At 43.3% G+C, this 24048-nt stretch carries 28 protein-coding genes and 1 pseudogene; 15 read left to right on the top strand and 14 right to left on the bottom strand.

Annotated features, from left to right (window positions below; genetic code table 11):
- Positions 1-36 precede the first annotated feature (36 nt).
- The 3 genes from ACZ5Q7_RS12720 to cbpB form a co-directional block, all read right to left on the bottom strand.
- Positions 37-1161: an N-acetyldiaminopimelate deacetylase gene (locus ACZ5Q7_RS12720; RefSeq protein WP_343753670.1), complete on the bottom strand. Its 1125-nt coding sequence runs from the start codon at positions 1159-1161 to the stop codon at positions 37-39.
- 13 nt (positions 1162-1174) lie between these two features.
- Positions 1175-1897, bottom strand: a complete 723-nt coding sequence (gene dapD, locus ACZ5Q7_RS12725; RefSeq protein WP_343753672.1) for a 2,3,4,5-tetrahydropyridine-2,6-dicarboxylate N-acetyltransferase — start codon at positions 1895-1897, stop codon at positions 1175-1177.
- A gap of 120 nt (positions 1898-2017) precedes the next feature.
- Positions 2018-2470 carry a cyclic-di-AMP-binding protein CbpB gene (gene cbpB / locus ACZ5Q7_RS12730; protein WP_343753674.1) on the bottom strand — a complete coding sequence of 151 codons (453 nt, stop codon included), beginning with the start codon at positions 2468-2470 and terminating at the stop codon, positions 2018-2020.
- A 232-nt stretch (positions 2471-2702) separates the two neighbouring features.
- Between cbpB and trhA the strand changes: the two genes are divergently transcribed.
- The 3 genes from trhA to ACZ5Q7_RS12745 all read left to right on the top strand — a co-directional run bounded on the left by trhA (position 2703) and on the right by ACZ5Q7_RS12745 (position 5013).
- Positions 2703-3338, top strand: a complete 636-nt coding sequence (gene trhA, locus ACZ5Q7_RS12735) for a PAQR family membrane homeostasis protein TrhA (RefSeq protein ID WP_343753676.1) — start codon at positions 2703-2705, stop codon at positions 3336-3338.
- A 208-nt stretch (positions 3339-3546) separates the two neighbouring features.
- Positions 3547-4377 carry a metallophosphoesterase gene (locus ACZ5Q7_RS12740; protein ID WP_343753678.1) on the top strand — a complete coding sequence of 277 codons (831 nt, stop codon included), beginning with the start codon at positions 3547-3549 and terminating at the stop codon, positions 4375-4377.
- Positions 4378-4521: 144 nt separating this feature from the next.
- Complete coding sequence (locus ACZ5Q7_RS12745) at positions 4522-5013, top strand: YkyB family protein (protein WP_343753680.1); 492 nt, start codon at positions 4522-4524, stop codon at positions 5011-5013.
- Between the two features lie 24 nt (positions 5014-5037).
- Here the strand turns inward: ACZ5Q7_RS12745 and ACZ5Q7_RS12750 are convergent, their stop codons facing one another.
- A complete protein-coding gene (locus tag ACZ5Q7_RS12750; protein WP_343753682.1) occupies positions 5038-5355 on the bottom strand; it encodes a hypothetical protein in 318 nt (105 codons plus the stop codon).
- Between the two features lie 249 nt (positions 5356-5604).
- On the opposite strand from ACZ5Q7_RS12750, the gene ric reads away from it, so the two are divergent.
- Positions 5605-6300, top strand: a complete 696-nt coding sequence (gene ric, locus ACZ5Q7_RS12755; protein ID WP_464432894.1) for an iron-sulfur cluster repair di-iron protein — start codon at positions 5605-5607, stop codon at positions 6298-6300.
- 363 nt (positions 6301-6663) lie between these two features.
- Here the strand turns inward: ric and ACZ5Q7_RS12760 are convergent, their stop codons facing one another.
- Positions 6664-6828, bottom strand: coding sequence for an FbpB family small basic protein (locus tag ACZ5Q7_RS12760; protein WP_343753687.1), 165 nt, complete (start codon positions 6826-6828; stop codon positions 6664-6666).
- Between the two features lie 118 nt (positions 6829-6946).
- Between ACZ5Q7_RS12760 and ACZ5Q7_RS12765 the strand changes: the two genes are divergently transcribed.
- On the top strand, positions 6947-8110 hold the full coding sequence (locus ACZ5Q7_RS12765; RefSeq protein ID WP_343753689.1) for an aminotransferase A: 1164 nt from the start codon (positions 6947-6949) through the stop codon (positions 8108-8110).
- A gap of 33 nt (positions 8111-8143) precedes the next feature.
- On the opposite strand, the gene ACZ5Q7_RS12770 is transcribed toward ACZ5Q7_RS12765, so the two are convergent.
- Positions 8144-8311 (bottom strand): aspartyl-phosphate phosphatase Spo0E family protein, encoded by a 168-nt coding sequence (locus ACZ5Q7_RS12770; protein ID WP_343753691.1) that lies wholly within the window; start codon positions 8309-8311, stop codon positions 8144-8146.
- 217 nt (positions 8312-8528) lie between these two features.
- On the opposite strand from ACZ5Q7_RS12770, the gene lepB reads away from it, so the two are divergent.
- From lepB to ACZ5Q7_RS12785, 3 genes are all read left to right on the top strand, one after another.
- Complete coding sequence (gene lepB / locus ACZ5Q7_RS12775) at positions 8529-9053, top strand: signal peptidase I (RefSeq protein WP_343753693.1); 525 nt, start codon at positions 8529-8531, stop codon at positions 9051-9053.
- 396 nt (positions 9054-9449) lie between these two features.
- Positions 9450-10616, top strand: coding sequence for a zinc-ribbon domain-containing protein (locus ACZ5Q7_RS12780; protein ID WP_343753696.1), 1167 nt, complete (start codon positions 9450-9452; stop codon positions 10614-10616).
- A gap of 22 nt (positions 10617-10638) precedes the next feature.
- Entirely contained in the window at positions 10639-11787 is a 1149-nt protein-coding gene (locus tag ACZ5Q7_RS12785) for a S1C family serine protease (protein WP_343753698.1), read from the top strand.
- A 140-nt stretch (positions 11788-11927) separates the two neighbouring features.
- On the opposite strand, the gene ACZ5Q7_RS12790 is transcribed toward ACZ5Q7_RS12785, so the two are convergent.
- The 6 genes from ACZ5Q7_RS12790 to ACZ5Q7_RS12815 all read right to left on the bottom strand — a co-directional run bounded on the left by ACZ5Q7_RS12790 (position 11928) and on the right by ACZ5Q7_RS12815 (position 18420).
- Positions 11928-13289, bottom strand: a complete 1362-nt coding sequence (locus ACZ5Q7_RS12790) for a TrkH family potassium uptake protein (protein ID WP_343753700.1) — start codon at positions 13287-13289, stop codon at positions 11928-11930.
- Positions 13290-13456: 167 nt separating this feature from the next.
- On the bottom strand, positions 13457-13867 hold the full coding sequence (locus ACZ5Q7_RS12795) for a YwpF-like family protein (protein ID WP_343753702.1): 411 nt from the start codon (positions 13865-13867) through the stop codon (positions 13457-13459).
- A gap of 17 nt (positions 13868-13884) precedes the next feature.
- The gene (moaA, locus tag ACZ5Q7_RS12800; protein WP_343753705.1) at positions 13885-14907 is read right to left on the bottom strand and encodes a GTP 3',8-cyclase MoaA; all 1023 of its coding nucleotides are present in this window, start codon (positions 14905-14907) and stop codon (positions 13885-13887) included.
- Between the two features lie 19 nt (positions 14908-14926).
- Entirely contained in the window at positions 14927-16189 is a 1263-nt protein-coding gene (locus ACZ5Q7_RS12805) for a molybdopterin molybdotransferase MoeA (protein WP_343753707.1), read from the bottom strand.
- Between the two features lie 237 nt (positions 16190-16426).
- Positions 16427-17836 (bottom strand): ISLre2 family transposase, encoded by a 1410-nt coding sequence (locus ACZ5Q7_RS12810; RefSeq protein WP_464432896.1) that lies wholly within the window; start codon positions 17834-17836, stop codon positions 16427-16429.
- 140 nt (positions 17837-17976) lie between these two features.
- Complete coding sequence (locus ACZ5Q7_RS12815; RefSeq protein ID WP_343752407.1) at positions 17977-18420, bottom strand: hypothetical protein; 444 nt, start codon at positions 18418-18420, stop codon at positions 17977-17979.
- A 200-nt stretch (positions 18421-18620) separates the two neighbouring features.
- Between ACZ5Q7_RS12815 and ACZ5Q7_RS12820 the strand changes: the two genes are divergently transcribed.
- The 7 genes from ACZ5Q7_RS12820 (at position 18621) to ACZ5Q7_RS12850 (ending at position 22336) form a co-directional block, all read left to right on the top strand.
- On the top strand, positions 18621-18827 hold the full coding sequence (locus tag ACZ5Q7_RS12820; protein ID WP_343752408.1) for a DUF1657 domain-containing protein: 207 nt from the start codon (positions 18621-18623) through the stop codon (positions 18825-18827).
- Positions 18828-18877: 50 nt separating this feature from the next.
- Entirely contained in the window at positions 18878-19342 is a 465-nt protein-coding gene (locus ACZ5Q7_RS12825; protein ID WP_343752409.1) for a YhcN/YlaJ family sporulation lipoprotein, read from the top strand.
- Positions 19343-19359: 17 nt separating this feature from the next.
- The gene (gene spoVAC, locus ACZ5Q7_RS12830) at positions 19360-19839 is read left to right on the top strand and encodes a stage V sporulation protein AC (RefSeq protein WP_343752410.1); all 480 of its coding nucleotides are present in this window, start codon (positions 19360-19362) and stop codon (positions 19837-19839) included.
- Positions 19839-20852 (top strand): stage V sporulation protein AD, encoded by a 1014-nt coding sequence (gene spoVAD / locus ACZ5Q7_RS12835; protein ID WP_343752411.1) that lies wholly within the window; start codon positions 19839-19841, stop codon positions 20850-20852. The genes spoVAC and spoVAD overlap by 1 nt, the downstream gene beginning before the upstream one ends.
- Positions 20849-21199, top strand: a complete 351-nt coding sequence (gene spoVAE, locus ACZ5Q7_RS12840; RefSeq protein ID WP_343752412.1) for a stage V sporulation protein AE — start codon at positions 20849-20851, stop codon at positions 21197-21199. The genes spoVAD and spoVAE overlap by 4 nt, the downstream gene beginning before the upstream one ends.
- Positions 21200-21210: 11 nt before the next feature.
- A complete protein-coding gene (locus tag ACZ5Q7_RS12845) occupies positions 21211-21414 on the top strand; it encodes a DUF1657 domain-containing protein (RefSeq protein WP_343752413.1) in 204 nt (67 codons plus the stop codon).
- Between the two features lie 61 nt (positions 21415-21475).
- The gene (locus tag ACZ5Q7_RS12850; RefSeq protein ID WP_343752415.1) at positions 21476-22336 is read left to right on the top strand and encodes a DUF421 domain-containing protein; all 861 of its coding nucleotides are present in this window, start codon (positions 21476-21478) and stop codon (positions 22334-22336) included.
- Positions 22337-22372: 36 nt separating this feature from the next.
- On the opposite strand, the gene ACZ5Q7_RS12855 is transcribed toward ACZ5Q7_RS12850, so the two are convergent.
- Both ACZ5Q7_RS12855 and ACZ5Q7_RS12860 read right to left on the bottom strand, forming a co-directional pair.
- Positions 22373-23356: a zinc-binding dehydrogenase gene (locus ACZ5Q7_RS12855; protein WP_343752416.1), complete on the bottom strand. Its 984-nt coding sequence runs from the start codon at positions 23354-23356 to the stop codon at positions 22373-22375.
- A gap of 116 nt (positions 23357-23472) precedes the next feature.
- Positions 23473-23848: pseudogene (locus ACZ5Q7_RS12860) on the bottom strand (ArsA family ATPase); the annotation flags it as partial.
- Between the last annotated feature and the right edge of the window lie 200 nt (positions 23849-24048).

Consider the following 24048-nt stretch of genomic DNA (forward strand, 5'->3'; position numbering starts at 1 on the left):
TAGTTTTGACGATTGCGGCATACATATACAGACACATTACCGGCCGGACAGAGCATGAATCATCGATGAAACGGCACGGATGCCTGTCTCTAACGCAGCTTCATCAGGCTGCAGCTGCGCACTGTGCAGGCCGGCGGGCGAATCCACTCCAAGCCAGAACATGAATCCAGGAATTTCCTTAAGCATATAGCCAAAGTCTTCTCCTGTCATCGCCGGTGCTGCTTCTTGATGCGCTATATGACATTCTCTGGAGACGTCAGCAAACAAATCCGTCAACCATTGCTCATTCGTTACCTGATAATAGTTTGCGCCGTAATCAACAGAAATCGAACAGTCATGAGCCACCTCAAACCCTTTGATAGACTGTTCCAGCTTTTGTTTTATAATCCCGATAGAAGCTGGATCAAGTGTGCGGATTGTTCCTTCCAAACGTGCAGTTTCGGCAATGGCGTTCTGAACGGAACCACTTTCGATTTTTCCGATCGTCAGCACCGCACTTTCCAACGGGTCCAGTTTTCGTGAAATAATTTCTTGTATTTCCACGACGAAACTGCTCGCCGCCACCCCCATATCCTTTGTCAGATGTGGATACGCGGCGTGGCCTCCTTGGCCTGTGAAATCAAGGAACAATTCACTCGTATTGGCAAACAGAATTCCTGGACGGCTGGAGACCGTTCCAGTCGGAAGCTCCGGAGCAATATGAAGAGCAAACACCACATCCGGCTTCCATGCCTGAAATGGTTCGGACTGAAGCATAGGCCATGCACCACCCGGCCCTTCTTCAGCAGGCTGAAAAAGGAATACCGTGTGATCATCCGGTGGGTTCTCAATGATTGTCTCGAGCGCTCCCAAAGCAATGGTCATGTGAAAATCGTGACCGCATGCGTGCATCTGTCCGGAATGCTGTGACGCAAATGAATACCCGGTTTCTTCCGTTATCGGCAATCCATCCATATCACTGCGGTATCCGATTGTTTTAGCAGGATTTTCCCCTGCAACATGGACAAGTATACCGGTTTTCCACGTTGTAATCGTCATCCGATCGGTTTTGATGGTTTGCAGTTTGTCGAGCAGATATCGCTGCGTTTTTACTTCCTGAAAGCCAAGTTCAGGAATTTGGTGCAATTCCCGACGAATGGTCTGCCATTTAAATGTAGCCATTTCATCCCCTGCTTTAATCATCCAATTTGCGGAGTTCTTGCTTAATCTCCGTTTTTGCTTTCGTATTTTCATCGATTTCTTTAAGTACTTTAGCAGGTGTTCCGGCGACCAATTTATTCGGCGGAACATCCTGTGTTACAACCGATCCTGCAGCCACAATGGATCCCTTGCCGACTGTCACTCCTTCCAATATGACAACATTGGCTCCGATAACAGCTTCGTCCTCAATGACCACTGGTTTTGCGGAAGGCGGCTCCACCACCCCGGCCAATACTGAACCAGCCCCAATATGACAATTTTTCCCGACAGTGGCCCGTCCGCCGAGAACAGCATTCATGTCAATCATAGTCCCTTCACCGACGACGGAGCCAATATTGATAGCTGCCCCCATCATGATGACGGCGCCATCACCGATGGATACCTGGTCACGAATAACAGCTCCAGGCTCAATGCGGGCATTGATTTCCTTTTTATCAAGCAGCGGAATAGCGGAATTTCTTCGATCGTGTTCCACAACGTAATCCGTAATGGAGGCCTGATTCTGTTCCAAAAAGGCACTGACATCGTTCCATTCACCGAACACAACACCACTTTTTTGTTCGGCAAAAACCTGGACGGCGTCATCATGATCAGATAAAGCGTCCAGCTGCTCACCCTTCACATACACTTTGACAGGTGTCTTTTTCTTACTGGTAGAAATAAAATTGATAATCTCATTAGCATCCATCATTTCCATGTTGATCCCTCCCTATTTTTGTCACTCAACAACTTTACTTTAGCAAAGGAATCCGGCACTCGCAACAGGAAGCCTGAACCGAACGTAAGCGCAACCATGGCGATTGTCGGTATACCAATATCATTCATGCTCATGTTCGACGGTGTAATAATTCCTTTTTAATTGTTTCAAAATGGCACGTCTCGTCAAAATGCCGTCGAAGTGATTGTCTTCATCCGCAACACAAACAAACGGGTAATTAATAACAGTCTTTAATCCGTCCATGAAAGAATCGGACCTGGATAGACTTGGAACATCTGTGTTCATGGCTTCATCTACCCGCATATCGGATAATTTTTCCGTTTCAAATCGTTCCAACCCCAATACGGCATTTAAAATGGGGGTTTTACCAATGGTTCCTTTCAATTTAAATGATGAATCCAAAACCGGCACAGCGGAATACCCTGATTTCACAAGAATCAACAGGGCGTGCTCCAGTGGGTTATGCAGTTGGACATGTGCCACTTTTTCCGATGATATCATTAAATCATCTATTACAATGTCTGTCAGCTTTTTATCTTGTGTTGCACTCATAACAAACGCTCCTTTTCATTACTTAAAAAGTACCATACTATGTTACGCCGATAAAAGGAGTTGGGGTCATTTATCTTTACGTACAGTTTACCACATGACTCCGGCAGAAACATCACTTCGTTCTGAATAGCCCGGCACCATTATCACATCCTACTCAACACGATGGTTATCACAGAACACATTCGCTCTGTATATAATGAAACGACTAATATAATGAAAAAGAGGAACGATCATGCAACTGCAAACCTATACCAAAAAAGAAGAAGCCGTACATGCCATTACTCACGGCTTTGGTGCGTTATTGAGCATTGTCGGTCTCATGTTTCTTATCGCCGACACGCCGCCGGATAGTGATGGGAAACGCATGGTTGCTGTGCTCATTTTCGGTATCACCATGTTTCTCATGTATTTAATGTCCACTATTGTCCACAGCCTGCCTCAAGGAAAATGGAAAACCCTTTTCAAAACCGTTGATCAAGCTTTTATTTACTTATTCATCGCGGGAACCTATACACCTTTTTTGTTGATGCTTCTGCCGGATAATTTGGGAAAGACAATGCTCATGATCGTATGGGGGATCGCAGCGGCAGGCATTTTGTTGACCATTGGTTTTATCAAACGGTTTCGTGTACTATCCACATGTTGCTATATTTTTCTAGGATGGCTCATTTTATTTGTGTGGGGGCCACTGACATCAGCTATGCATGAAAATGGGGTTACTCTTTTAATGACCGGCGGTCTATTTTATACCATAGGCACTATTTTTTATCTATGGCGGGGGTTTTGTTATCACCATGCTGTTTGGCACATTTTCGTGCTAATGGGATCGGGGTTCCATTTTTTTTGCATATTTCATTATGTTCTTTGATGACCAGCCAACCATAAATTATGTCCATAACTTCCATGATGTTCCCTACTTTACAGCATAAATGCGACAATGATAAAAGTCAAAACAGGTGCACATATCGATATCTTTTCATCCCGACATCTTTCCTAAGCATGTTAAATAAGGTATGATGATAACAGGTAGACTATACAAACCTGAAAGGCAGATACGTATGAACAGGCGGACCTTTTTGAAACGAATACTGGGAAGTGTAACGGCACTTGTCGGCCTGGGTGGGGGAGGCTATTATTATGCGCGTGATGTGGAACCGCGACTACTCACCACTACGAGCGAAAACCTTACATCATCTAAAATCCCTCCTGAACTTGATGATTTTACTATCGTACTTTTTTCAGATACCCATATCGGCTTTCATTACTCGCTGGAACAGTTTGCTGATCTCACCGACGACATCAACCGTTTAGATCCTGATTTAATTGTTTTCAGCGGGGACCTTGTTGATGCACCGGATACGTACAACTGGAACAACGAGCTGATCCAACTGTTGCAAAAACTTAAAGCCAATCACGGAAAGTACTGGATTTACGGCAATCATGACCATGGGGGCTATGGAACAGAGACTGTAAAAAACGTCATGGACAAGGGTGGATTTGAACTTCTGCAAAATACGCATAAAACGATTAAACGAGACAGAGGTCAATTTGTATTGGCAGGCATTGATGATGTCATACTTGGCAAGCCAGATCTGAAGATGGCATTGTCCGGTGCGGATCCCGATCTGTTCACCATCCTGCTGGCTCACGAGCCCGATTATGCGGATAACACCGCCCATTTTCCGGTGGATGTCCAACTTTCAGGCCATAGTCATGGCGGTCAAGTTCGCCTTCCGTTCATCGGTCACTTGTACACCCCTCTCTATGCACAGAAATATGTACAGGGGAAACATGTACTCGATGAAGGCAATCTGGCATTATACGTGAACCGCGGAATCGGTACCACTAGACTGCCGTATCGATTTTTTTGCCGACCCGAGATGCATATATTCCGGCTGAAATCCTGACATATACACAGTTGAAGCCGTCCGTGCAGTCTGTTTGTCTGCACTCTATCTGGAAAACATATATATTGCAACTGTCCAATATTTGTGATATATTATTTTTACGTATAAACGATTGTCCAAAACATAGATAAGGAGGTTTGATGAATGAGCGAAAAAGCCACCATTCCACTCAATGAGCTCGCTAAGGCGCTGTTCACCATTAACCGCCATGCTAAAACCGCTCCCCAGCCCCAACATCTCTATTATATTAAGAAAGAATCGATTAACCGTCTTCTGCGAGAAAACCGCGCCCAAAAAATAGGCTTGCATTTTTCCAATCACCCTAAACTGAGCAATCAACATTCAACGCTTTTAGTGAAGGTTGGCGACTATTTTTTTCACATTCCCCCATCAAAGGAAGATTTTAAACAGTTGAAGCATTTAGGTACATTGGACAAGCAATACCGAAACCCCCAGGTAAAAATGTCCTTATCACAAGCCAAAAAAACAATTTATCGGTATATCAACTGGTCACCGCCGAAAAAACGCCATACGACAGCACGACACAATACATCCGCCAGTTTCACCCCATCATCCCTCGGCAAAATGAATGGACCCCCAAAAAAACCGCGGCGGAGCACCAGGACACATTTTTAAATCCTCTTAAGCGCGCCGATTCATTCAGACGCGCTTTTTTCTGTTTCGGAAAAGATATTCCACGGTATGGATAACAATCAACATTAAACCGAACAAAGCCAAACAATTAAGCACTACTGCCAAAATCATCTTGTCCAAAAAGGCGGTTAATACAATTCCTGACAAAATCAGCACGAGAAGTAACAGACTACTGAGTATGTAATTAAGAAATTTGGTCGTTTTAACCATGACTGCCCACTTGATCATCGGGCGGATGATTGTATAAAGAGCCATCAATGCGATAAAAATATAAATATATGTTTTATTGAGTTCGTTCCATAGACTATCCAGCTCTTCCAACATAAACATCCCCTCCTTTTCAACTTATTCGCGTTTTACAAACAATAAAAACCCTACTATCACTATGTACGAAATTATTACGCATTATACTTGGATGATTGCCCTGCTTTACACAGGATCTGTATGATGATTCATCCTATCATCGAACGATCCTGATATATCTCAAAATCGAGATCAATAAGTGATAGTCATCACGTCATAAGTAAAAAAAACCCTTTATGATGGATATATATCAATTATTTGGAGGGTTTGATGATGACTGAATTTACACTGGATCATAAACCGGCTGACATTGTAAAAGTTTTTCCTAAGGCAAGTGACGTATTCAAACGGAACCGGATCGATTTTTGCTGTGGTGGTGACCAGCCATTGAGGGATGTATGCTCGAAACGGAATCTGGATGAAACGGCTGTTATGGAAACGCTGAACCATGCGTATCAGGACTGGCTAAAGGAAGACGAGCACCCCATTGACTGGGATCGTATGCCAGCAAGTGATATCATCGATCACATTACCCAAACACACCACGCTTACTTAAATGAGGAACTTCCGGCACTGGGAACATTTGTTTCTAAAATTTTCCGTGTGCACGGTAAGAATCATCCGCATCTGAAAGAACTGCATCGTCTGTATAATGATTTTAAAGTGGACATGGAAGAACATACAGTCAAAGAGGAAGAAGAGGTCTTTCCACTGATCAAACAATATGAAGATCATCCAAATGATGACCTGCTGCAGCAGATTCACGAAGCCAATGGCGGATTGGAAGATGAACATGACGCAGCCGGAAACATGCTGAAGCGAATGCGAGAGATTACCAATGGATTTGAACCGCCGGCAGATGCATGCAACTCTTACCGTATTACGTATGCCCGCTTGGCCGAACTGGAAGCCGACACGTTTCAGCATATCCATCTTGAAAACCATGTGTTGTTCAAAAACTTATAATCCATCAAACGAATCGTGGGGTTGGGACGAGATTGAACAAATCACTTCTAAACACGAACTATATATTTAAGACGTAGTCACCGCTCCGGAAAAACACTACGCTTTCCGCGGGCGCTGCTGAGCCTCCTCGTGCTTATCGCACTGCGGGGTCTCACCTAGGCTTTTTGATCCCGCAGGAGTCTCCGTGTTTTTCCTACGCTAAACGAAAAATCCGAACTGATTCAGATTATTTGTGAATCATAGTTCGGATTTTTCTTTAATTAAACGTCTTTTGTCCCAGCTCCATATAGAAAAAGCAGGAAGCATGAACTATATGCTTCCTGCTTTTTCATTTTTGTTGTATTTCACCGCATACACGGTATGTTATGATATATTTAATGTCTCATCATCTTGTTCTTTGACAGATGTATGACGACTGAATCGTTTTTCGAGACGATTCTCAATTTGTTCGATCTTTTTATCGTTTTCCATAAGTTCTTGTTTATTTTGTTGAACTAAGTCTTCAAAACGTTGATGCTTTAAGCGCATACTCATCTTCTCCTTTGCCTAGTCTATGATCTGTCCGTACTTATAGTATAACGTATTTTTTTATCTTCAAATCAAAATTGTTTGAACATTTTATAACATTTTCTCAGGAGGTTGCCACATGCGGCCAAACATTGATCCAACTGCCCAATCCATTGAAATATCAGGGATTCGACAATTTTTTAATATGGTCTCCGATGAACAGGGGGTCACATCATTAACGATTGGACAACCCGATTTCAGTACACCTGACCATGTAAAAAACGCGGCCAAAATTGCCTTGGACACAAATCAAACTACCTACACACCGAATGCTGGCTTGATGGCATTGCGCACAGCAATAAGTGATTTTTATGAACGGAACTACGGCGTGAATTACCAGCCAGATTCGGAAGTCATTGTCACATCCGGAGCATCTCAAGCTATCGATATAGCGTTACGGACCATTTTGACAGCCGGAGATGACGTTCTTCTTCCAGCACCCATCTACCCTGGTTATGAACCATCAATTAAAATGAACGGTGCAGAACCTGTCCATATTGATACGACCCATGATGACTTTAAGTTGACGAAAGACCATTTAAAAGAACATATAACAAGTCGGACGAAGTGTGTGGTTCTGCCCTACCCTTCCAATCCAACAGGTGCCTCGTTCACGAAAGAGGAGTTGGCGAACCTTGTTTCCGTTTTGAAACATGAAAATATTTTCATTTTAGCGGATGAAATATACAGCGAGCTAATCTATGACCAAGAGCATACATCGATTGCACAGTTTGAAGACGTGAAAGACCGTACGATTGTCATTAATGGCGTTTCCAAATCGCATGCGATGACCGGATTCCGCATTGGCTATGCCCTTGCCCCCGAATGGTTATCTAAGCACATGCTGAAGGTGCATCAGTTTAATGTATCGTGCGCGTCATCAATCAGTCAGCACGCAGCAATCGAGGCTCTAACCAATGGCCTTGATGACCCTATCGCCATGCGGGATGCCTATAAACAACGGCGCGATTACATGTACAGCCGGTTAAAAAACATGGGACTTGAGGTTAATAAACCGGACGGAGCCTTTTATTTCTTCCCTGCATTTCCCATCGATAAATCATCCTTTGATTTTGGCTTGGATCTGGTACAGAAAGGAAAAGTTGCGCTCGTACCAGGCAGCTCGTTTTCATCGATTGGTGAAGGATATATGAGGTTGTCCTATGCTTACCATATGAGTACGATTGAGGAAGGCCTTAATCGTCTGGAATCGTTTTTATTGAAAGAGAACATGATATCATGAAAGTCATGAACAACGTCCGGTGATTGACGTCTGTTAGCACGTATTACCTGTATGTTTCATTGAGTCATAATGGTTCATCAACCTGTCCAATTCTTGACTCAGCTTAATGGATTCATGGCTTGTAAAACCTTTTTCCAATGCGACAACCGTCATATGACGACGCAATCGTTCAATATGATTTAAAAGCTCGTCAGCATTCATAGTTAAGGGGTACTCCTTTTATCCGGGATGAGATGGTAACATAGCAACATAATAACAAAAACTGACAAATCCCAGAAAGAATTGGTTTTCAAATGGGACGAAACATCATGCATTTGGACATCAATGGAAACTATAAAGAAATAGTGACAATAGAGCTTAAGCATATCGCTAAAAAGAATAAAGAATCTATATCGTTTGGCTGAAAGGTTGAGTGCACTTGAAAAAAACAAAAAAGAAAAACGAGTGGTTGGAATGGGGAAAGGCTCTTCTTATTGCAGTCATACTGGCTTTATTTCTCCGGTCATTTATATTTGCAACGTCTGTGGTTGACGGTGAGAGTATGGAGCCTACACTTGAAGATGGTGAAACGATTCTGTTTAATAAAATGACTTATTTATTCGATGAACCCGAGCGGGAAGATATCGTTATTATTAAAAAACCGTTAAAAAATTATGTCAAACGGATTATAGCTATGCCGGGAGAAACGATCACTGTTAAAAATGGTGGGTTATATATCGATGGAAACCTTTATGATCAAGCGTTCCTCCATAGTGATCAATTGACTGGAACCGGAAGATTCGGACCCATTAAAATACCCGAAAACAGCTATTTCGTTATGGGTGATAACCGAATGATAAGCAAAGACAGCCGTAATGGACTTGGTCTCATACAAGAAACTGAAATCATCGGAAAGTCGGAATTCATCATTTTCCCTTTCAATGAATGGTCCGTGACGGATTGAAATCATGACCCTTGCGAAATGGACATGCTGCATCCGCTGCACTGGACCAATTCCTCGAAAAATCCCAACTTGCCGGCCGGAGCAGCACATGAATTTGTTGTCCGGCCCTATTCATAATGCCTGCTGCCAACGGTTCCTACCCATTATCAAAGATACAGTAGCCAATATTCAATACGATCAATCCCAGGCAAACTACACCAAAAACAGTTTCCCAAACGTCCATATGCTTGTACCTCCTTTATATGTGTTATGGTATGCAATGTCATTCAACGTATCCGTTTCTTCCATAATACCAATTTCCTCATCCAAAATAAAGTAAAAATATGATAAAATAAAATTATCTAAGAACGACCGGAAACGACAAAATATAACACGAAAAAGAAAGCAGGTATAACGATGCACTACTGCCCTTATTGCGGTGCAAACGTTCTGGAGAATGAGGACTATTGCATCAACTGTGGCAAACAACTGCCACAAGACCGGCATGAACGGATGAAAACCAAACAACCATTCAATAAATATTGGTATATCCCGATCGCGGTCGTCGCTCTAATCCTATTTGTTTCTGGTTCCTATTACATTTTTCTACAAAATCAATCTGCTGAAGCCACCGACTTGTATCAAAATGCTGAAACATATGCGCTGAATGGGGACTATTCAAAAGCAACGTCTTCACTTGAAGAATCGCTTAACCACCGAAGTGACTTCCAACAGGCGAAGAATGCCCTTGCATTCACCCAAAAGGCTGTAAAAATAAACGAAGACTTAGACAAAGCGTCAAACCTGCAAAAGAAAGGCGAATACCGGGACGCATCAGCACTTATCAATGAAGCGGAAGACAGCATTGCCAACTATGACGGGGAAGCAGTCACGAAGCTTATCGATAAACTTACTGCCAAGCGCAACCATATCAAACTGGCCCATTTAAAAAATAAACTGAATCAGGATCCAGGTATCGATAAATTAAAAGTACTTTTATGGGAAGCAGATGCGATCCCCTCCGATGAGGCCGACGACATCAAGTCGTCTATCCGGGGACAAATTGTTGATTATGTTTTTTCCAATGCAAGTAATCAACTCAACAACCATCAATTCTCAGATGCGTTGTTGATGGTGGAAGATGGATTAAAATATGCACCCGATTCCAAAAAGCTTCTCAGTCTTCAAACAACAATTAAAAAGGAAAAAACTGCTTTTGAAACAGCCCGAAAACAGCGAATTGAGCAAGCGATCAGTTCGGCGGAAAAAGAAAAGAAATTAAACGAAAATGATGCTGTCGAACTTATCTCCGTCAGCACCGAAGAAAACAAACAAGGGAATCTATCGGTCACAGGCAAAGTGAAAAGTGTTGCCACTGTCCCGATCCATTCCATATTGATTGAATACTCCCTGTCTTCGGATGAGGAAACCATTTTAACGAATGACGTCTATATCTATCCGGACACGCTTTACCCGGATGCCACCGGTGAATTTGAATTCACGCATTATAATATGGAGCAGCAGAAACCGAACGATATCCATATTAACGTAGACCGGATCAAATGGTATACAGATCAATCATAGGAGATAATTTGGGGTGAAATTTATGCACAAAAAAATACTTGGTCCGGTCATTGTGTCCGTCCTTCTAGCAGCGGCCAGCGTTTTTATACTGATTGTGATACATAATCAATACACATCACATAACATTAGCGTTAATAATCCGGTGATCCGGAAAGTGAAAACAGCTACTCAGGACCTTGATTTGAAATCCATCATCCATACCGCTGAAAAAAGCGTTGTGCAAATTGAAGGAAAGCATGAGAAAACAACCGTCACCGGTTCCGGTTTTCTATTTAATGAAAAAGGCGATATTGTAACAAATGCGCACGTTATCAAAGATGCAGATGTCATTTATGTCCGGACGACGAATGGGCGTGTTTACCCAGCTGCCGTCGTTGGAGCAAGTTCGGATACGGATATTGCCGTTATTCGGGTACCACAGCTTGCCGGCCAACCATCACTGGATATCAACACGGAAACCAAAGCAGAGATTGGTGATGACGTTATTGCACTTGGCAGTCCCCACGGCTTTCAAAATACTGTCACGCTCGGAATCATATCGGGAACCGAGCGGAATTTCTCTGTGGATGGATATAACTATGAGCATGCCTATCAGATTTCTGCTCAAATAACCAATGGCAACAGCGGTGGTCCCCTTATCAGCCGAAAAAGCGGCAAAGTCATTGGTATCAACGCCGTTGGAACAAACGATGGAACACTCGGATTCAGTATACCTATTGATGACGTTTATAAACAGCTGTCAACATGGGCAAACGAAGCACAAAACAAAAACCTGACATTTGGCTCCACCAAAGATATCACCGATGCAGCCAATACCCAACAACTGGTTAATGATGCGGAATATGTGGTTGACTACTTCCTGGAAAGCATCAGCATGCGGGATTATGTCGCTGCCTACACCCTGCTTGGGAGCAACATGCAAACAGAGTCGGCCTATTCTGATTTTCGGAAGCAGTTCATTCATTATATTGATCTTCAATACTCAAATATGACAAGCAAAGTGACCGACGATGGCAACGTGGAAACAACCTTATCGGTAACAGCGGAGAAAAGCCAAAATAATAAAACAAAAACAAAACAGGAAACATACACCTATGTCTTCACGCTTGGTCATGAAAACGATCAGCTGAAAATATTGCAGATCAACCAATCACCCGAAGATAGCGAATAGAGTTGTGTACAATCATCTGCTTTTTATTAGTTGAATCAGTCAACTTCTCCCTGACCAGACGTTTTCGGCCAGGGAGAATGCGATTATCCGTCAATCATGATGGTTGTTTGTTTATGCATTACTTCCCCCTTTTATAATCATTACCCAATCACCATCTTTTCTTTTGGATAGTGATATTTTCCTGTTTGCTTATGACTGGTGAAAATGAATAGAAACGTAAGGATACCAATCCGGCCAATGAACATCAGTATCATGAGAACAATCTTGCTGAATACAGATAAATCATCGGTGATTCCAAGAGACAGACCAACCGTACCGAACGCAGAAGATACTTCAAACAATATCTGGGATAAGCCAAATGGCTCGGCAATGCTTAACAAAATGGTCGCTGTTAAAACAAAAACAATCGCCATTAACGTGACGGTTACAGCTTTGAATAAATCCTGTTCATGTACTTCACGGTTGAATATCCGGATGTTTCTTTGGCCTCTCGCATACGTAATAATAAAAATAACGACTAGTGCAAACGTTGTCGTCCGTATTCCACCACCGGCACTGCTGGGGGAAGCACCAATGATCATCAGAATGGACATAAACAGATGATTCGGTTCACTGAGCTGGCTCACATCCATCGTTGTCAATCCTGCGCTTCTTGTTGTAATGGACTGAAACAGCGAATAAAAGAGTGTCTCATGCCATGATTTCCCTGCAAAAAATCCACCTGCATCAAGCAGCATAATGAACAGAGCGCCAACAACAATCAAGATCAAAAATGTCAACGTCGTTACTTTTGCAAACAATGAAAAGCGGAGCGTCTGCCGCTTCACCTCGCCTGCAAACAAATATTCCTTCACTTCAATGAGAACCGGATAGCCAATCGCCCCGAAAATGATCAACAGCATATTAATGAATTGAACAAAATAATCATCTTTAAACAATTTTAACGATTGACCGGTAATATCAAAACCACCATTTGTTGTGGCACTGATAACTCCGAAAAAACTTTGAAAAAACGCTTCTTTTGCTGTTGGAAAGTATTGGAGATAATACGTACCCAGGACAATGAATCCAATAAACTCAATCGTTAAAATGACGAGTAATATTTCCCGGACAAGTCGGACAATGCCTGAGAAGGACGACTGATTTTGATCAGCCATAATCAGCTTCCGCTCCCGGAGACGAATTTTCTTACCAACAACCATCCAGATAAATGTACCGATGGCCATTACACCGACTCCACCCAATTGAAGAACGACAGCAAGTAGAACCGCCCCCGTCGTACTGAACGTGTCGGCAATTGTCAACGTGGACAAGCCTGTCACACTGAGTGCGCTGACAGCAGTGAACAAAATGTCAATAAACGGTGGCCGGGCTCCTGATTGATATGCAGCCGGCATAGCAAGAAGGGCTGTGGCTACGATAACTGCTATAAAATAAAATAAAAAGATCATTTGAACTGGGGATAATTGTTTCACCCAGCGTGAAATGGATTGTCTGAACATAGTATACTCCTTGGTACCATAGTCATTACATCAAATTATAATCAAAAACGTAATAACATTATAGCAGGCAACGGGATTCAATGTCTCTATTACAATAAATATTAACGCACCTTTTAACAGTACGTAATAGTTGGAGATAAAAAAGGTTAGTCATAACGGCTAACCTTTTAAATCTTTTCTTTAAATTTTTGTAGCAGCAATGGACCCTGATACCCTTCATCAATCAATTCTTTCAACGTTTTTTCAATCTTTTCTTTACGTTGATCGACAATGGTTCCCATAAAGAGAACGTTGATTTGATCACCGATATCATTGATCCCGATGATGGAAGTAATGAATGTAGCCGGCTCATTGCTTTCTTTCGTTATTTTCACCTGCAGCAACACGTCTGTTTCTTCGCGGGCCAGTTTCTGAAAAAAATCGTTGTAGGATGGCTCAAGGTAGATTTCGATAAGCCAACGGTTCTGTTCATCTTCGCGATTAATGATCAGACCGTCCATGAAGAGGATATCCTGCTGCAGCATATCCTCTTCATCATTATCAATCACTTTTAATGATTGGAGCTTGAATGTCTTCAACGCTCGTCGCCTCCTTATCAGCCACCGATATAAGACATTTCAATTTTTTTGCGGTTCTTCCGAGTTTCCTCGGATCGCTCTTCCGAATAGCGATCCTTACGCCTTCCCCACAGATTGGTCAACACTTCCTGGAGTTGATCATCGGTCAGATCATTGCGTATTTTTTCCCGGATATCAAAACCGTCTGAAGCAAAGAGGCATGTGAATAGTTTACCATCCGGTGACAATCTAATCCGAGTGCACGTTCCACAAAAAGCATCGGTAACCGAGGAAATGACACCTATTTCCCCATCTCCATCCTTGTAGCGATATCGTGATGCAACCTCTCCATAATAATTTTCTTCGGCAGGCTCAATCGGCATTTCCTGGTCAATCGTTTGAATGATATCCTTTTTGGAAATGACGTTTTGAAAGTCCCAGCCGTTATGGTTGCCGACATCCATAAACTCAATATATCGCAGGATGATATCTTTTCCTTTGAAATACCGTGCCATCGGCAAAATCTGACTGTCATTCATCCCCTTTTTAACGACCATATTCACTTTCACCTGAAGCCCGGCTTCCTCAGCAGCCTCAATCCCTTTCAGGACAGGGCGGGGTACGACACCTTTTCCGTTAATTTGCTTGAACACGTCATCGTCTATGGCATCAAGGCTCAAATTCACACGTTCGAGTCCGGCGGCTTTCAGTTTTTTGGCGGTTTTGGGAAGAAAAACACCATTCGTTGTTAACGCAATATCTTTAATGCCGGGTATTTGCGACAGCTCAGCAATCAGTTGATCTAAATCACGCCTCATGAGCGGTTCACCGCCTGTAATGCGTATTTTTTCCACACCGAGATCGGCGAATATTCTGGCCAAACGGATGATTTCATCAAAACTGAGGAGTTCTTCTTCCGACAAAAATTGGTAATCGTCACCAAAGATTTCCTTAGGCATACAATATGTGCACCGAAAATTGCACTGATCAATCACCGAAATACGAAGATCTTTCAGTACTCTTCCGAAATGATCTTTAATGGGGGCTGGATTTTGTTGCACACGACCACTCCTTTTGGAATCAAAATTCACGCTGTCCTTCCCGATCGTCGAGTAACAGTACTTCCACGTCATCACCGTTTTTAAATCCGCGTGTTCCTCCGGGCAATACTGTTAAGGCGTCAGCATTGGCCAGTGATGTCACAACATTCGATTTATCGATCCCGGACGGCAAGGCGTGAACGGACCCGTTGTGATATGTTATATAGCTGCGCACAAACCGGGTGAACGGATTGGGTTTTGGAAAGTCCGTTCCCAGTACCGCTTTAATCCGTTTTAAAAATGGCTTTTGGCTGGCCAATTGATGCTGCAAAATAGGCCGTACAAACAATTCAAAACCAACGTAGCAAGCAGACGGATTACCGGACAATCCATACAACAGGGTGTCTCCGCTTACTGCCGCTGTCGTGACACTCCCCGGGCGCATGGCCACCTTATTAAACAGCACATCTGCTTCCAGTTTATCATAAATAGCCGGCATAAAATCAAAATCACCGACAGAGACGCCGCCTGTCGTTATCAGCATGTCAACCTCTGCCAGTGCTTTGGAAACCATGTCATAGCTTTCTTCCAGGTTGTCCTCGAGTTTGCCGAAATAACGATAGTCAGCACCAACCCGCTTTATCTGCGAGGCAATCATGTACGCATTGGAATTGCGAATCTTGCCGGGTTCCAGATCCTCATCTACATCAAGCAATTCAGTTCCTGTGGCAATAATGCCGACAACCGGTTTTCTGCTCACTTTCACATCACTGTATCCGAACGTAGCCAATACGGCCTTCACTCCAGGGTTAATCATTGTCCCCCGCGGAATTAGCAAATCCCCTTTGGCCACTTCCGACCCTTCTTCAATAATATTCTGTCCGGACTCCATCGTGCGTGTCATGGACATATACGACTGGCCATTATCGGTATATGTCTGACAAATTTCAAACATCGCAATGCAATCGGCTCCGTCGGGAATTTTGGCTCCAGTCATGATCCGGGTTGCCTCGCCTTCATGCAACTGTTTTTGCGGCAATTCGCCTGCTCCGATATGTTCCACAACCTTGAATGATACAGAGTGATTTCGACCGGCTTCGGTTGTATCCGCCGAACGCAACGCAAATCCGTCATACGGTGATTTTGGAAACGAAGGAACAGAGTGCGAAGCAAAAATATCGTCAGAAAGCCTTCGATTATCCACATCCGTTATCGGTATATCATCGGTAGCTCCATTTGGCCTTCTCTCCCAAACACGTGATATGGCTTCCTCAACCGGAATGGGTTTTCGCATGTCTTCCATATTACATCAGACCTTCCATACTAACCATACTAAGTCGCTATCGCCATTTTAACAAAATTGAAAGGAAATTGATAACAATGGCAAGTATGTGTCAATCTTTTCTCGATGTGGTTGTCACACCAATATATCTGGCACTTTATCTTTGTACACTTTTTCCGGCTACCGCGCTGTCGCTTGGTGGCCTGCATATTTTCGTCACGTTCCAAAACCCGGAACCTGACAAAAACATGCAGGATATTACCTAAAACTCTTCATCAAGTTTCCTATCGCTGATGAATGGGCTGTATATAAACTGATGGATCCTTCTTTTGCGCCAATCGATGGGCGTGTTGGCTGATTCAAGTATTCCGTCATACGAATGGTCTTTTCAACGTCTCGCTGCTTGCGTGCGCTTCGTTTTTGGGATGTGAGATAAACATCTCGCAACGTGTTATTGAGGATACCCTGTTTTACTTTCACCATAGCTTCACTGCCGTCGGCGCTCCAATGCATCCCACGTCTTTTCATCCGGAAAGAAACGCGGCGCTGATTGGATTCCATAGCCCCTAAGCCTCGTGCGTCTTCTGGCGGGTCTTCCACTTTCTCACGCCAGTCAAATAGACGATTCCAATTGTGCTGAATGTAAGTTCGAAAACCGTTTACCTTTTCCAGCTGTTTCGCGTCTTCCAGGGTACTTTCGTATGTATCCAGCCAAAGTATGACCTGTTGCCAATCGTGTTGTTCTAACGCTTTCCTTATCCCATCCTTAAATTCACTCTTTTCACCGCCTAATGCCCGATTTAACGCCTGGGCTATATGATACGTGTCAAGTTGATTCAATACGGGGTAACGGGACTGGGAAAAGGCTTCTTGAAATCGTTCAGCTGTATAGCCCTGCCCGCCATCACTATTGGTCACAACCTGCGTATTCTCCAGCGAATAACCATGGGCTGCATATGACTGTACCTCTTTCCAAAAGTCATCAGCCGGTTTGGTTGTCATGATCACATGTTGATTGCTGAGTGATACTCGTTTGCCATTTTTGACCCAGCCTTCATGCATCATCGCATGCCGGATCTCATGGCTTTTCTTCTTTTTCGTTGAACGTACAAATACACCGTCAGCCTCTGCATACAAAAAGTCTACTTCTCTTGCCTCCGGAAGGGACGCTGCTTCCTCCAGTTCAGCCGCCATTTCCATATCAGCCTGGGACTGCGCCTCTCCAACACGCTTTACGATACTCCCGACTGTTTGATGACTCATCGTTACGGGTGTCCATTCCTTCAAAGTTTGGGCTGATGCACGATACGTGCTCTCACTAGCCAATTCAGCCACTTTTACCTCCGTCAGGGGACTGTACCGTTGACTTTTCCGAAGACCAGCCCACTCATCAAAGGGATAGTGAGAATCACCTTTCAGGTCATGCATTAATGTATGCCGAAAACGAACCGCCCCAAACGTGAATTGAACCGTTTTCCAATCTTCGCGCTCGACAGTCCAGCCCAACTTCTGTTTCTCAGCTTTAATCACCTTATTAATCTGTGTGAACACTTCTCCCACCTGGGAAGCGAACACCTCATACATATAGAGTCGAATGCTTTCTTCCAAATCAACTAAGTTGTTTGTTTCCTTTATTAATGCGTATAATCTTGATATAATAGTTTCCATGAGAAGGCCTCTTTCGAAATGTATTTGCCCGTCAAAGCATACATTTCATGATAGAGTGCCTTCTCTTTTTTGACTAGAAAATTGCCTCAGGTGGCCCCGAGAATTATTTTACACATATCAATGGCAACCATTCGTTCTGCCTACTTAAATAAAAGGTTATCCTTATGATTAATCGTTATCGTCTCTCCGCCTGCTGTGAACGTCGATTGACTGTATAATGCGTGTTCTCCTTCGGTAGGTGCTTTAAATATTTTTGGTCCCTGCGGATGGTAACTGCCACCTTTGTGGACCGTTTTCGAAATAGTGCTGCCTGTATAGTCGTGATTCCGATTTTGGAATGAAACAGAAATGAGTGGTGTCTGATGTTTCAATGTAATAGGCTTGTCCCCCATATATTGAATCGACCGAAGTACTTGGAAACCATTCTCCACATCCTCCACTCGGATATGGAGGATAAAATTACCTTTATGTATTTCTTTTGTTTTGTCGCTGACGAGCTCAGCATCCACCTGCCCATAAACCAAATACAGCGATAAAAAAAGCAAACCACTAACAATAACCAAGATACTTCCTACTTTTTTCACATGTAATCCTCCTGTCTTCTTATTAGACGAATGGCACTGCTCAAACGTTTCCAATCATTCATAAAAAAAGGGAAAAAAATAGAAAGCATAATTCCAATCATTCTTTAAAAAATAAATGATGAAGCACTTGGGAAAAAGAACTTATTTTCTTTATTCCCGTTTGCTGTGACCTAAAAACCCGTTCTTGAAGGAGGATACCAATGACCGTCGCAACCCAAGTGAAACAAACAGTCGCTGGTTTAAAAAGCGCACAGGCAAGCTTTGAACAATTTGCCCTGGAAACCGAAAACAAACAGGCTAAAAAGTTGTATGAAAGTGCTGCACAACAGACACAAACCATACTTCAGTCGGTAGAGCCGCGCGTACAGCAAATCGAGCAGGAAGAACCACAATATAAAGGATTTTAAACCGTGAGGCTGGCCATCACAGCCAGCCTCATGCCATTTGGAGGAAGGCCATGAAATTATGTCAAATCGCGCTGATACTCGGAATGATTATTTTCTTGATAGGGTGTGGAGCACCGAACGACAATGATACATCACAGTCGAAACCGGACAATACGCATTTTCAAAAAATAACGACCACCGGTACTATGAGCCAATCCATTGCCAACCAAGCAAAAGAAAAATTGAAAAAACGGGAATCTATAACAGCGATTTATGCGATTAATACCGATAAAAAACTTCTTATCGCATTTGAGATCAAACATCACAAACGTTTTCAGCTGGATTCCATTCGAAAAAATGTGCGCAAACAAATGAACAAACGATTTCCCGACTACAAAGTGAACGTGTCCATAGACAAACGAATCGTACTTGACCTCAAACAACTCGAAAAAACGATAGCCAAAGACAAATTGTCCAAAAAAGAACTGAAGAAAAAAGCAAAACAGGAAATCAAGTTAATGAAAGATAAAACATAAAGCGAGCGTGATCGACCATGGCAAATAAAAAGAAGAAAAATTTACCACCGGCTGCACAACGGTATCAGGAATTTCAAAACAAAAGGGAAACGAAACGCCCTTTGTTAAAAAATTGCGTAAAAGCATTCTTCGTAGGCGGTTTTATTTGTTTCATCGGTCAAGTTATATCCACCATATACATCTATTTCTTTAATTTCACGGAACAGACAGCAGGCAATCCAACCGTGGCGACTCTCATTTTTATAACGATGCTTTTGACTGGATTTGGGGTTTATGATCGTATTGGCCAATTCGCCGGGGCTGGATCGACAATTCCTGTCACTGGTTTTGGAAATTCTGTCATATCAGCAGCCATTGAACATCGATCAGAAGGCTTCATTATTGGTGTTGGTGGCAATATGTTCAAACTGGCCGGACCAGTTATTGTGTACGGTGTTTTTTCAGCCTTTGTCATCGTTCTAATCAAAACAATTTTTAAACAGTGGGGTGGCTTGTAATGTTGCAAGGACGTACATGGATCTTTGACAATCAGCCTGTCATTATCTCGACCGGTACGGTTGGCGGCCCATTCGAGGCTGAAAGTCGAATACCGGAAGCATTTGATATATTGCACGACGATATTTGGATGAATCAATCATCATTTGAAAAAGCACAACAAATAATGATGGAAGAAGCAAGCCAAATGGCTATTAAGAACAGCCTGATTCAAAAGGAAGACGTTCAATTTTTTATAAGTGGCGACTTAATCAACCAGATTACACCAAGCAATTTCGCTGCCAAAACCATGGATATTCCTTATTTGGGATTATTCAGCGCATGTGCCACCTCCATGGAAAGCCTGGCACTTGCTGCATTTTTCCTTAATAGCAATGGGGCGGATTATATTTTAAGTGGAACCGCCAGCCATAATGCAGCCGCCGAAAAACAATTCAGGTATCCAACGGAGTATGGCGGACAAAAACCGCCTACCGCTCAATGGACCGTGACCGGTGCTGGATGTGCACTCGTCGCCAAAAATGGTATTGGGCCAAAAGTAACGTCGGCAACGATGGGTAAAATCGTTGATATGGGAGTGACCGACCCATTCAATATGGGTGGGGCAATGGCTCCTGCTGCTGTTGATACGATTGAAGCCCATTTACGTGATTTGAATGTGGATGCATCGCACTATGATTTAATTATTACAGGCGACCTTGGTCAAGTTGGGCAGGAGGCTTCTCTGGATATGTTACAAAAGAAAAATATTGGGATTACGGAAGCCATGTATGAAGATTGTGGACTGACGATTTATCGGAAGGATCAACCTGTTTTCTCCGGCGCAAGTGGAACAGCCAGTTCAGCCGTTGGTGTTTACGGGCATTATTTGCAGTTGCTCAAAGAAAAACAACTCACCCGCATTCTTGTTGTGGCAACAGGCTCATTACATTCACCATTGAGCGTACAACAAAAAGATACCATTCCTTGTATTGCCCACGCCGTAGCCATCGAAGCAGGATGTGATGGATCATGATTTTTTTCTGGGCGTTCGTTGTTGGTGGCCTTTTTTGTGTCATCGGACAAATTCTATTCGACGTGTTTAAATTGAATCCAGGCGTGGCACTGACCATCTTCGTCGTTTCCGGCGCTGTACTGGAAGGAATTGGTTTATACAGACCACTTATTAATTTCGCAGGCGCCGGTGCGACGGTGCCAATCACTAATTTCGGCAATCAACTCGTCGAAGGTGCCATGCAGGAAGCTGAACAGCATGGATTGATCGGTGTTGTAACAGGCATTTTTGAGGTCACGAGTGCCGGAATTTCGGCAGCTATTATTTTTGGTCTCATCGGTGCCTTTCTTTTCAAACCAAAAGGATAGGAGTGTTCATTATGACAGTCGGTGCACAAGTAAAAGGATGTTTTGCGTCGCTTAAAAGTGTTGAAGCGACACTGGAAACCCTGGCAGCTAAAACACAGGATCAAGAAGCTGAACAGGCGTTTCAAGACGTCCGGAAAACGATTCAAACCATTCAAAAGGACTTGGAGAACCAAGTTATTTTCCTGACGAAGGAAGAGCCGCAGTATAAAAGCTGACTCTAAGCGAAGTGGCAGAGTGTTTTAACATCCCATACAAACAGGCAAAGGAGTGGATATTGTGCCAAACTGGGTTGAAATCATCATTCGTTCGGTAACCTTATTACTCGTTTTATTTGTTTTGAGCAAAGGTCTCGGCAAAAAAAGCTTGGCACAGATGACTGCGTTTGAATCGATGGTGATGATCGTTATTGGCGGAATCGTGGCCTTGAATACCGTCAATCCGGCCACTCCGATCGTATATGGCCTTACAGCGTTGGCTGTATGGTTCATGATTCCTTATATAGCCGTATTCATTGCAATGAAAAGTAAACGATTCCGCAATGTCACGCAAGGCAAAGGAACCGTACTCATTCAAAATGGTAAAATTATGGAGGATAATTTGAAAAAAGAACGGGTATCAACCGACGATCTCCTCAGCAAATTGCGCAACAATCAAATCTTTACTGCTGCCGATGTCGAATTTGCCGTCATTGAACCGAACGGAGACGTGAATGTGCTTCCGCAAAAACAGCATCAGCCGGTTACACCGAGCATATTGGGAATTAACGTATCACCTGTGAAAGAACCTCAAACCGTCATCATGGATGGAAAAGTGCTGCTGGAACCATTGGCGAATGCATCGTTGAATCCAAATTGGCTGGAGACAGAGCTGGAAAAGATGAACGTCAGCATAGAAAACGTTTTTCTTGGACAAGTTGACAGTGATGGCCAGTTGACGGTTGATTTATTCGATGATCAGCTCTCAGTGCCAAGTCCGACCGAAAAACCCCTCCTTTTGGCCACCATGAAAAAATGTCAAGCCGATTTGGAAATGTTTGCTCTAGAGACGGAAAACGAACAATCCAAAACCCTCTACCAAACAAACAGCGAACGACTTCAGCAGGCAATCAGTAAGCTCAAACCATATGTGAATGAATAAAGGAGACCCCCTCGGATTGAAGGGGTCTGTTTCATGCTACGAGCGAATATCGATGTAGATTTTTCCAAATTGTTTGGTTTCTTTTAAATACGAGAACGCGTCGGACGCTTCGTTAAGCGTAAATCCCTGATCAACCACCGGATGTATGTTGTGGTTTTCAATAAATTGGATCATATCGCGAAGTTCATCTCTGCTTCCCATCGTTGTGCCAATCAACTGATATTGTCCATAAAAAAATGCTCGGATATTCAATTCAACCGTATCTTCCGTTGTCGCACCGAATGTAACGAATCGCCCGCCTTTCTTTAATACCTCTAATGAGCGGTTAAATGTTGCCCTACCTACACTATCAATGACTAAATCAATCGTTTCGTCCGCGAGTTCTTCCGGCCAGCTGCTGTTGGTATCAATGGCGCGGTCGGCTCCAAGTTTTTCTGCTTGTTCCCGTTTTTCCTGACTGCGGGAGGTGACAATCACTCGTGTACCCGCCTTTTTGGCAAATTGAATTAGGAACGTTGCGACGCCACTTCCAGCCCCGGGAATAAAAACCGTCTCGCCCTTTTTAACATTCCCTTTTGTAAACAATGCCCTGTAACCGGTTAAGCCTGACAACGCAAGCACACCTGCCTCCTTCCATGACAAATGGTCCGGCTTTTTTTCCACTTGCTCTGCGGGCAGAACGATATACTCCGTAAACGTTCCATGATCAGGCATCCCCAAAATATCAAATGATGTCGGTGGTGCATCACTATTGTCATACCAGCCAAGTGCCGGATTTATAATAACCTCATCTCCCGGCGAAAATGCCGTGACACCTTCCCCGGCGGATTCGATAACACCTGCTCCGTCCGAACCGAGAATAAGCGCCTTAGCATCATCTCCCCGCCGGCCGGGAACAGCACAATCGCGCCGGTTCATTCCGGCTGTTTTTAACGCAACGGTGACCTGTCCGTGATCCGCAAACGGTTTGTTCATGTCTTTAAGATGTAATGCACCTTCTTCATGTACATATGCTCTCATTTTCTTACGTCCTCCTTATAAATAGTTACTTAATGTACTAATATCCTGTTTTTCGGTTATGTCGTGTGAAAAAAGTGGGATATAAATTTTTTCTTGTTCCGGAAATGTCTCGTTGTCTGGTTCTGCAGCATTCCCTCAATCCAGACTCCCATCAATTCAGGCAGTGACAGCAGACGGATCGTATGTCCTGTTGGTGCTGTGTCAAATATCAGCTTATCATAATGTTGCCTCTCTTCTAAAATAATTGATATTAATTTATCGAATAGCGCCGCTTCATCGGCACCGGGGGATGCTTTTGCTGTATCCAGCTGACGGTGTACCTCTTCCATCATACCGGAATGCACAACATTGCTGATATTGGATTTCACTTCTTTTATATAGGCGCCCGTCTCTTTCTGCGGATCGATTTCAATGACATCAAGGCTGGTGGCTATTTGGGTAACCACCGATCTGCCGATTAAAAATATCCCCCAAGTTATGGGCAGGATCTGACAGAAATTAAAAATCCCTCACTGGAATATATGCGGAAAACGTTTTCTAGTACAACTTTATTTTACAATATACCCAGATGTGAGATGAGAAAAAAAGAGGCTGGGACATTCTCACTGAAAAAAGCGAGCTGAAAAGATGTCAAAAAGTCCGAGAGAAAGGCTCTCATGGCCAAAAACGAGCTGAAAAGATGTCAAAAAGTC

The sequence above is a fragment of the Lentibacillus halophilus genome, from assembly GCF_055395055.1.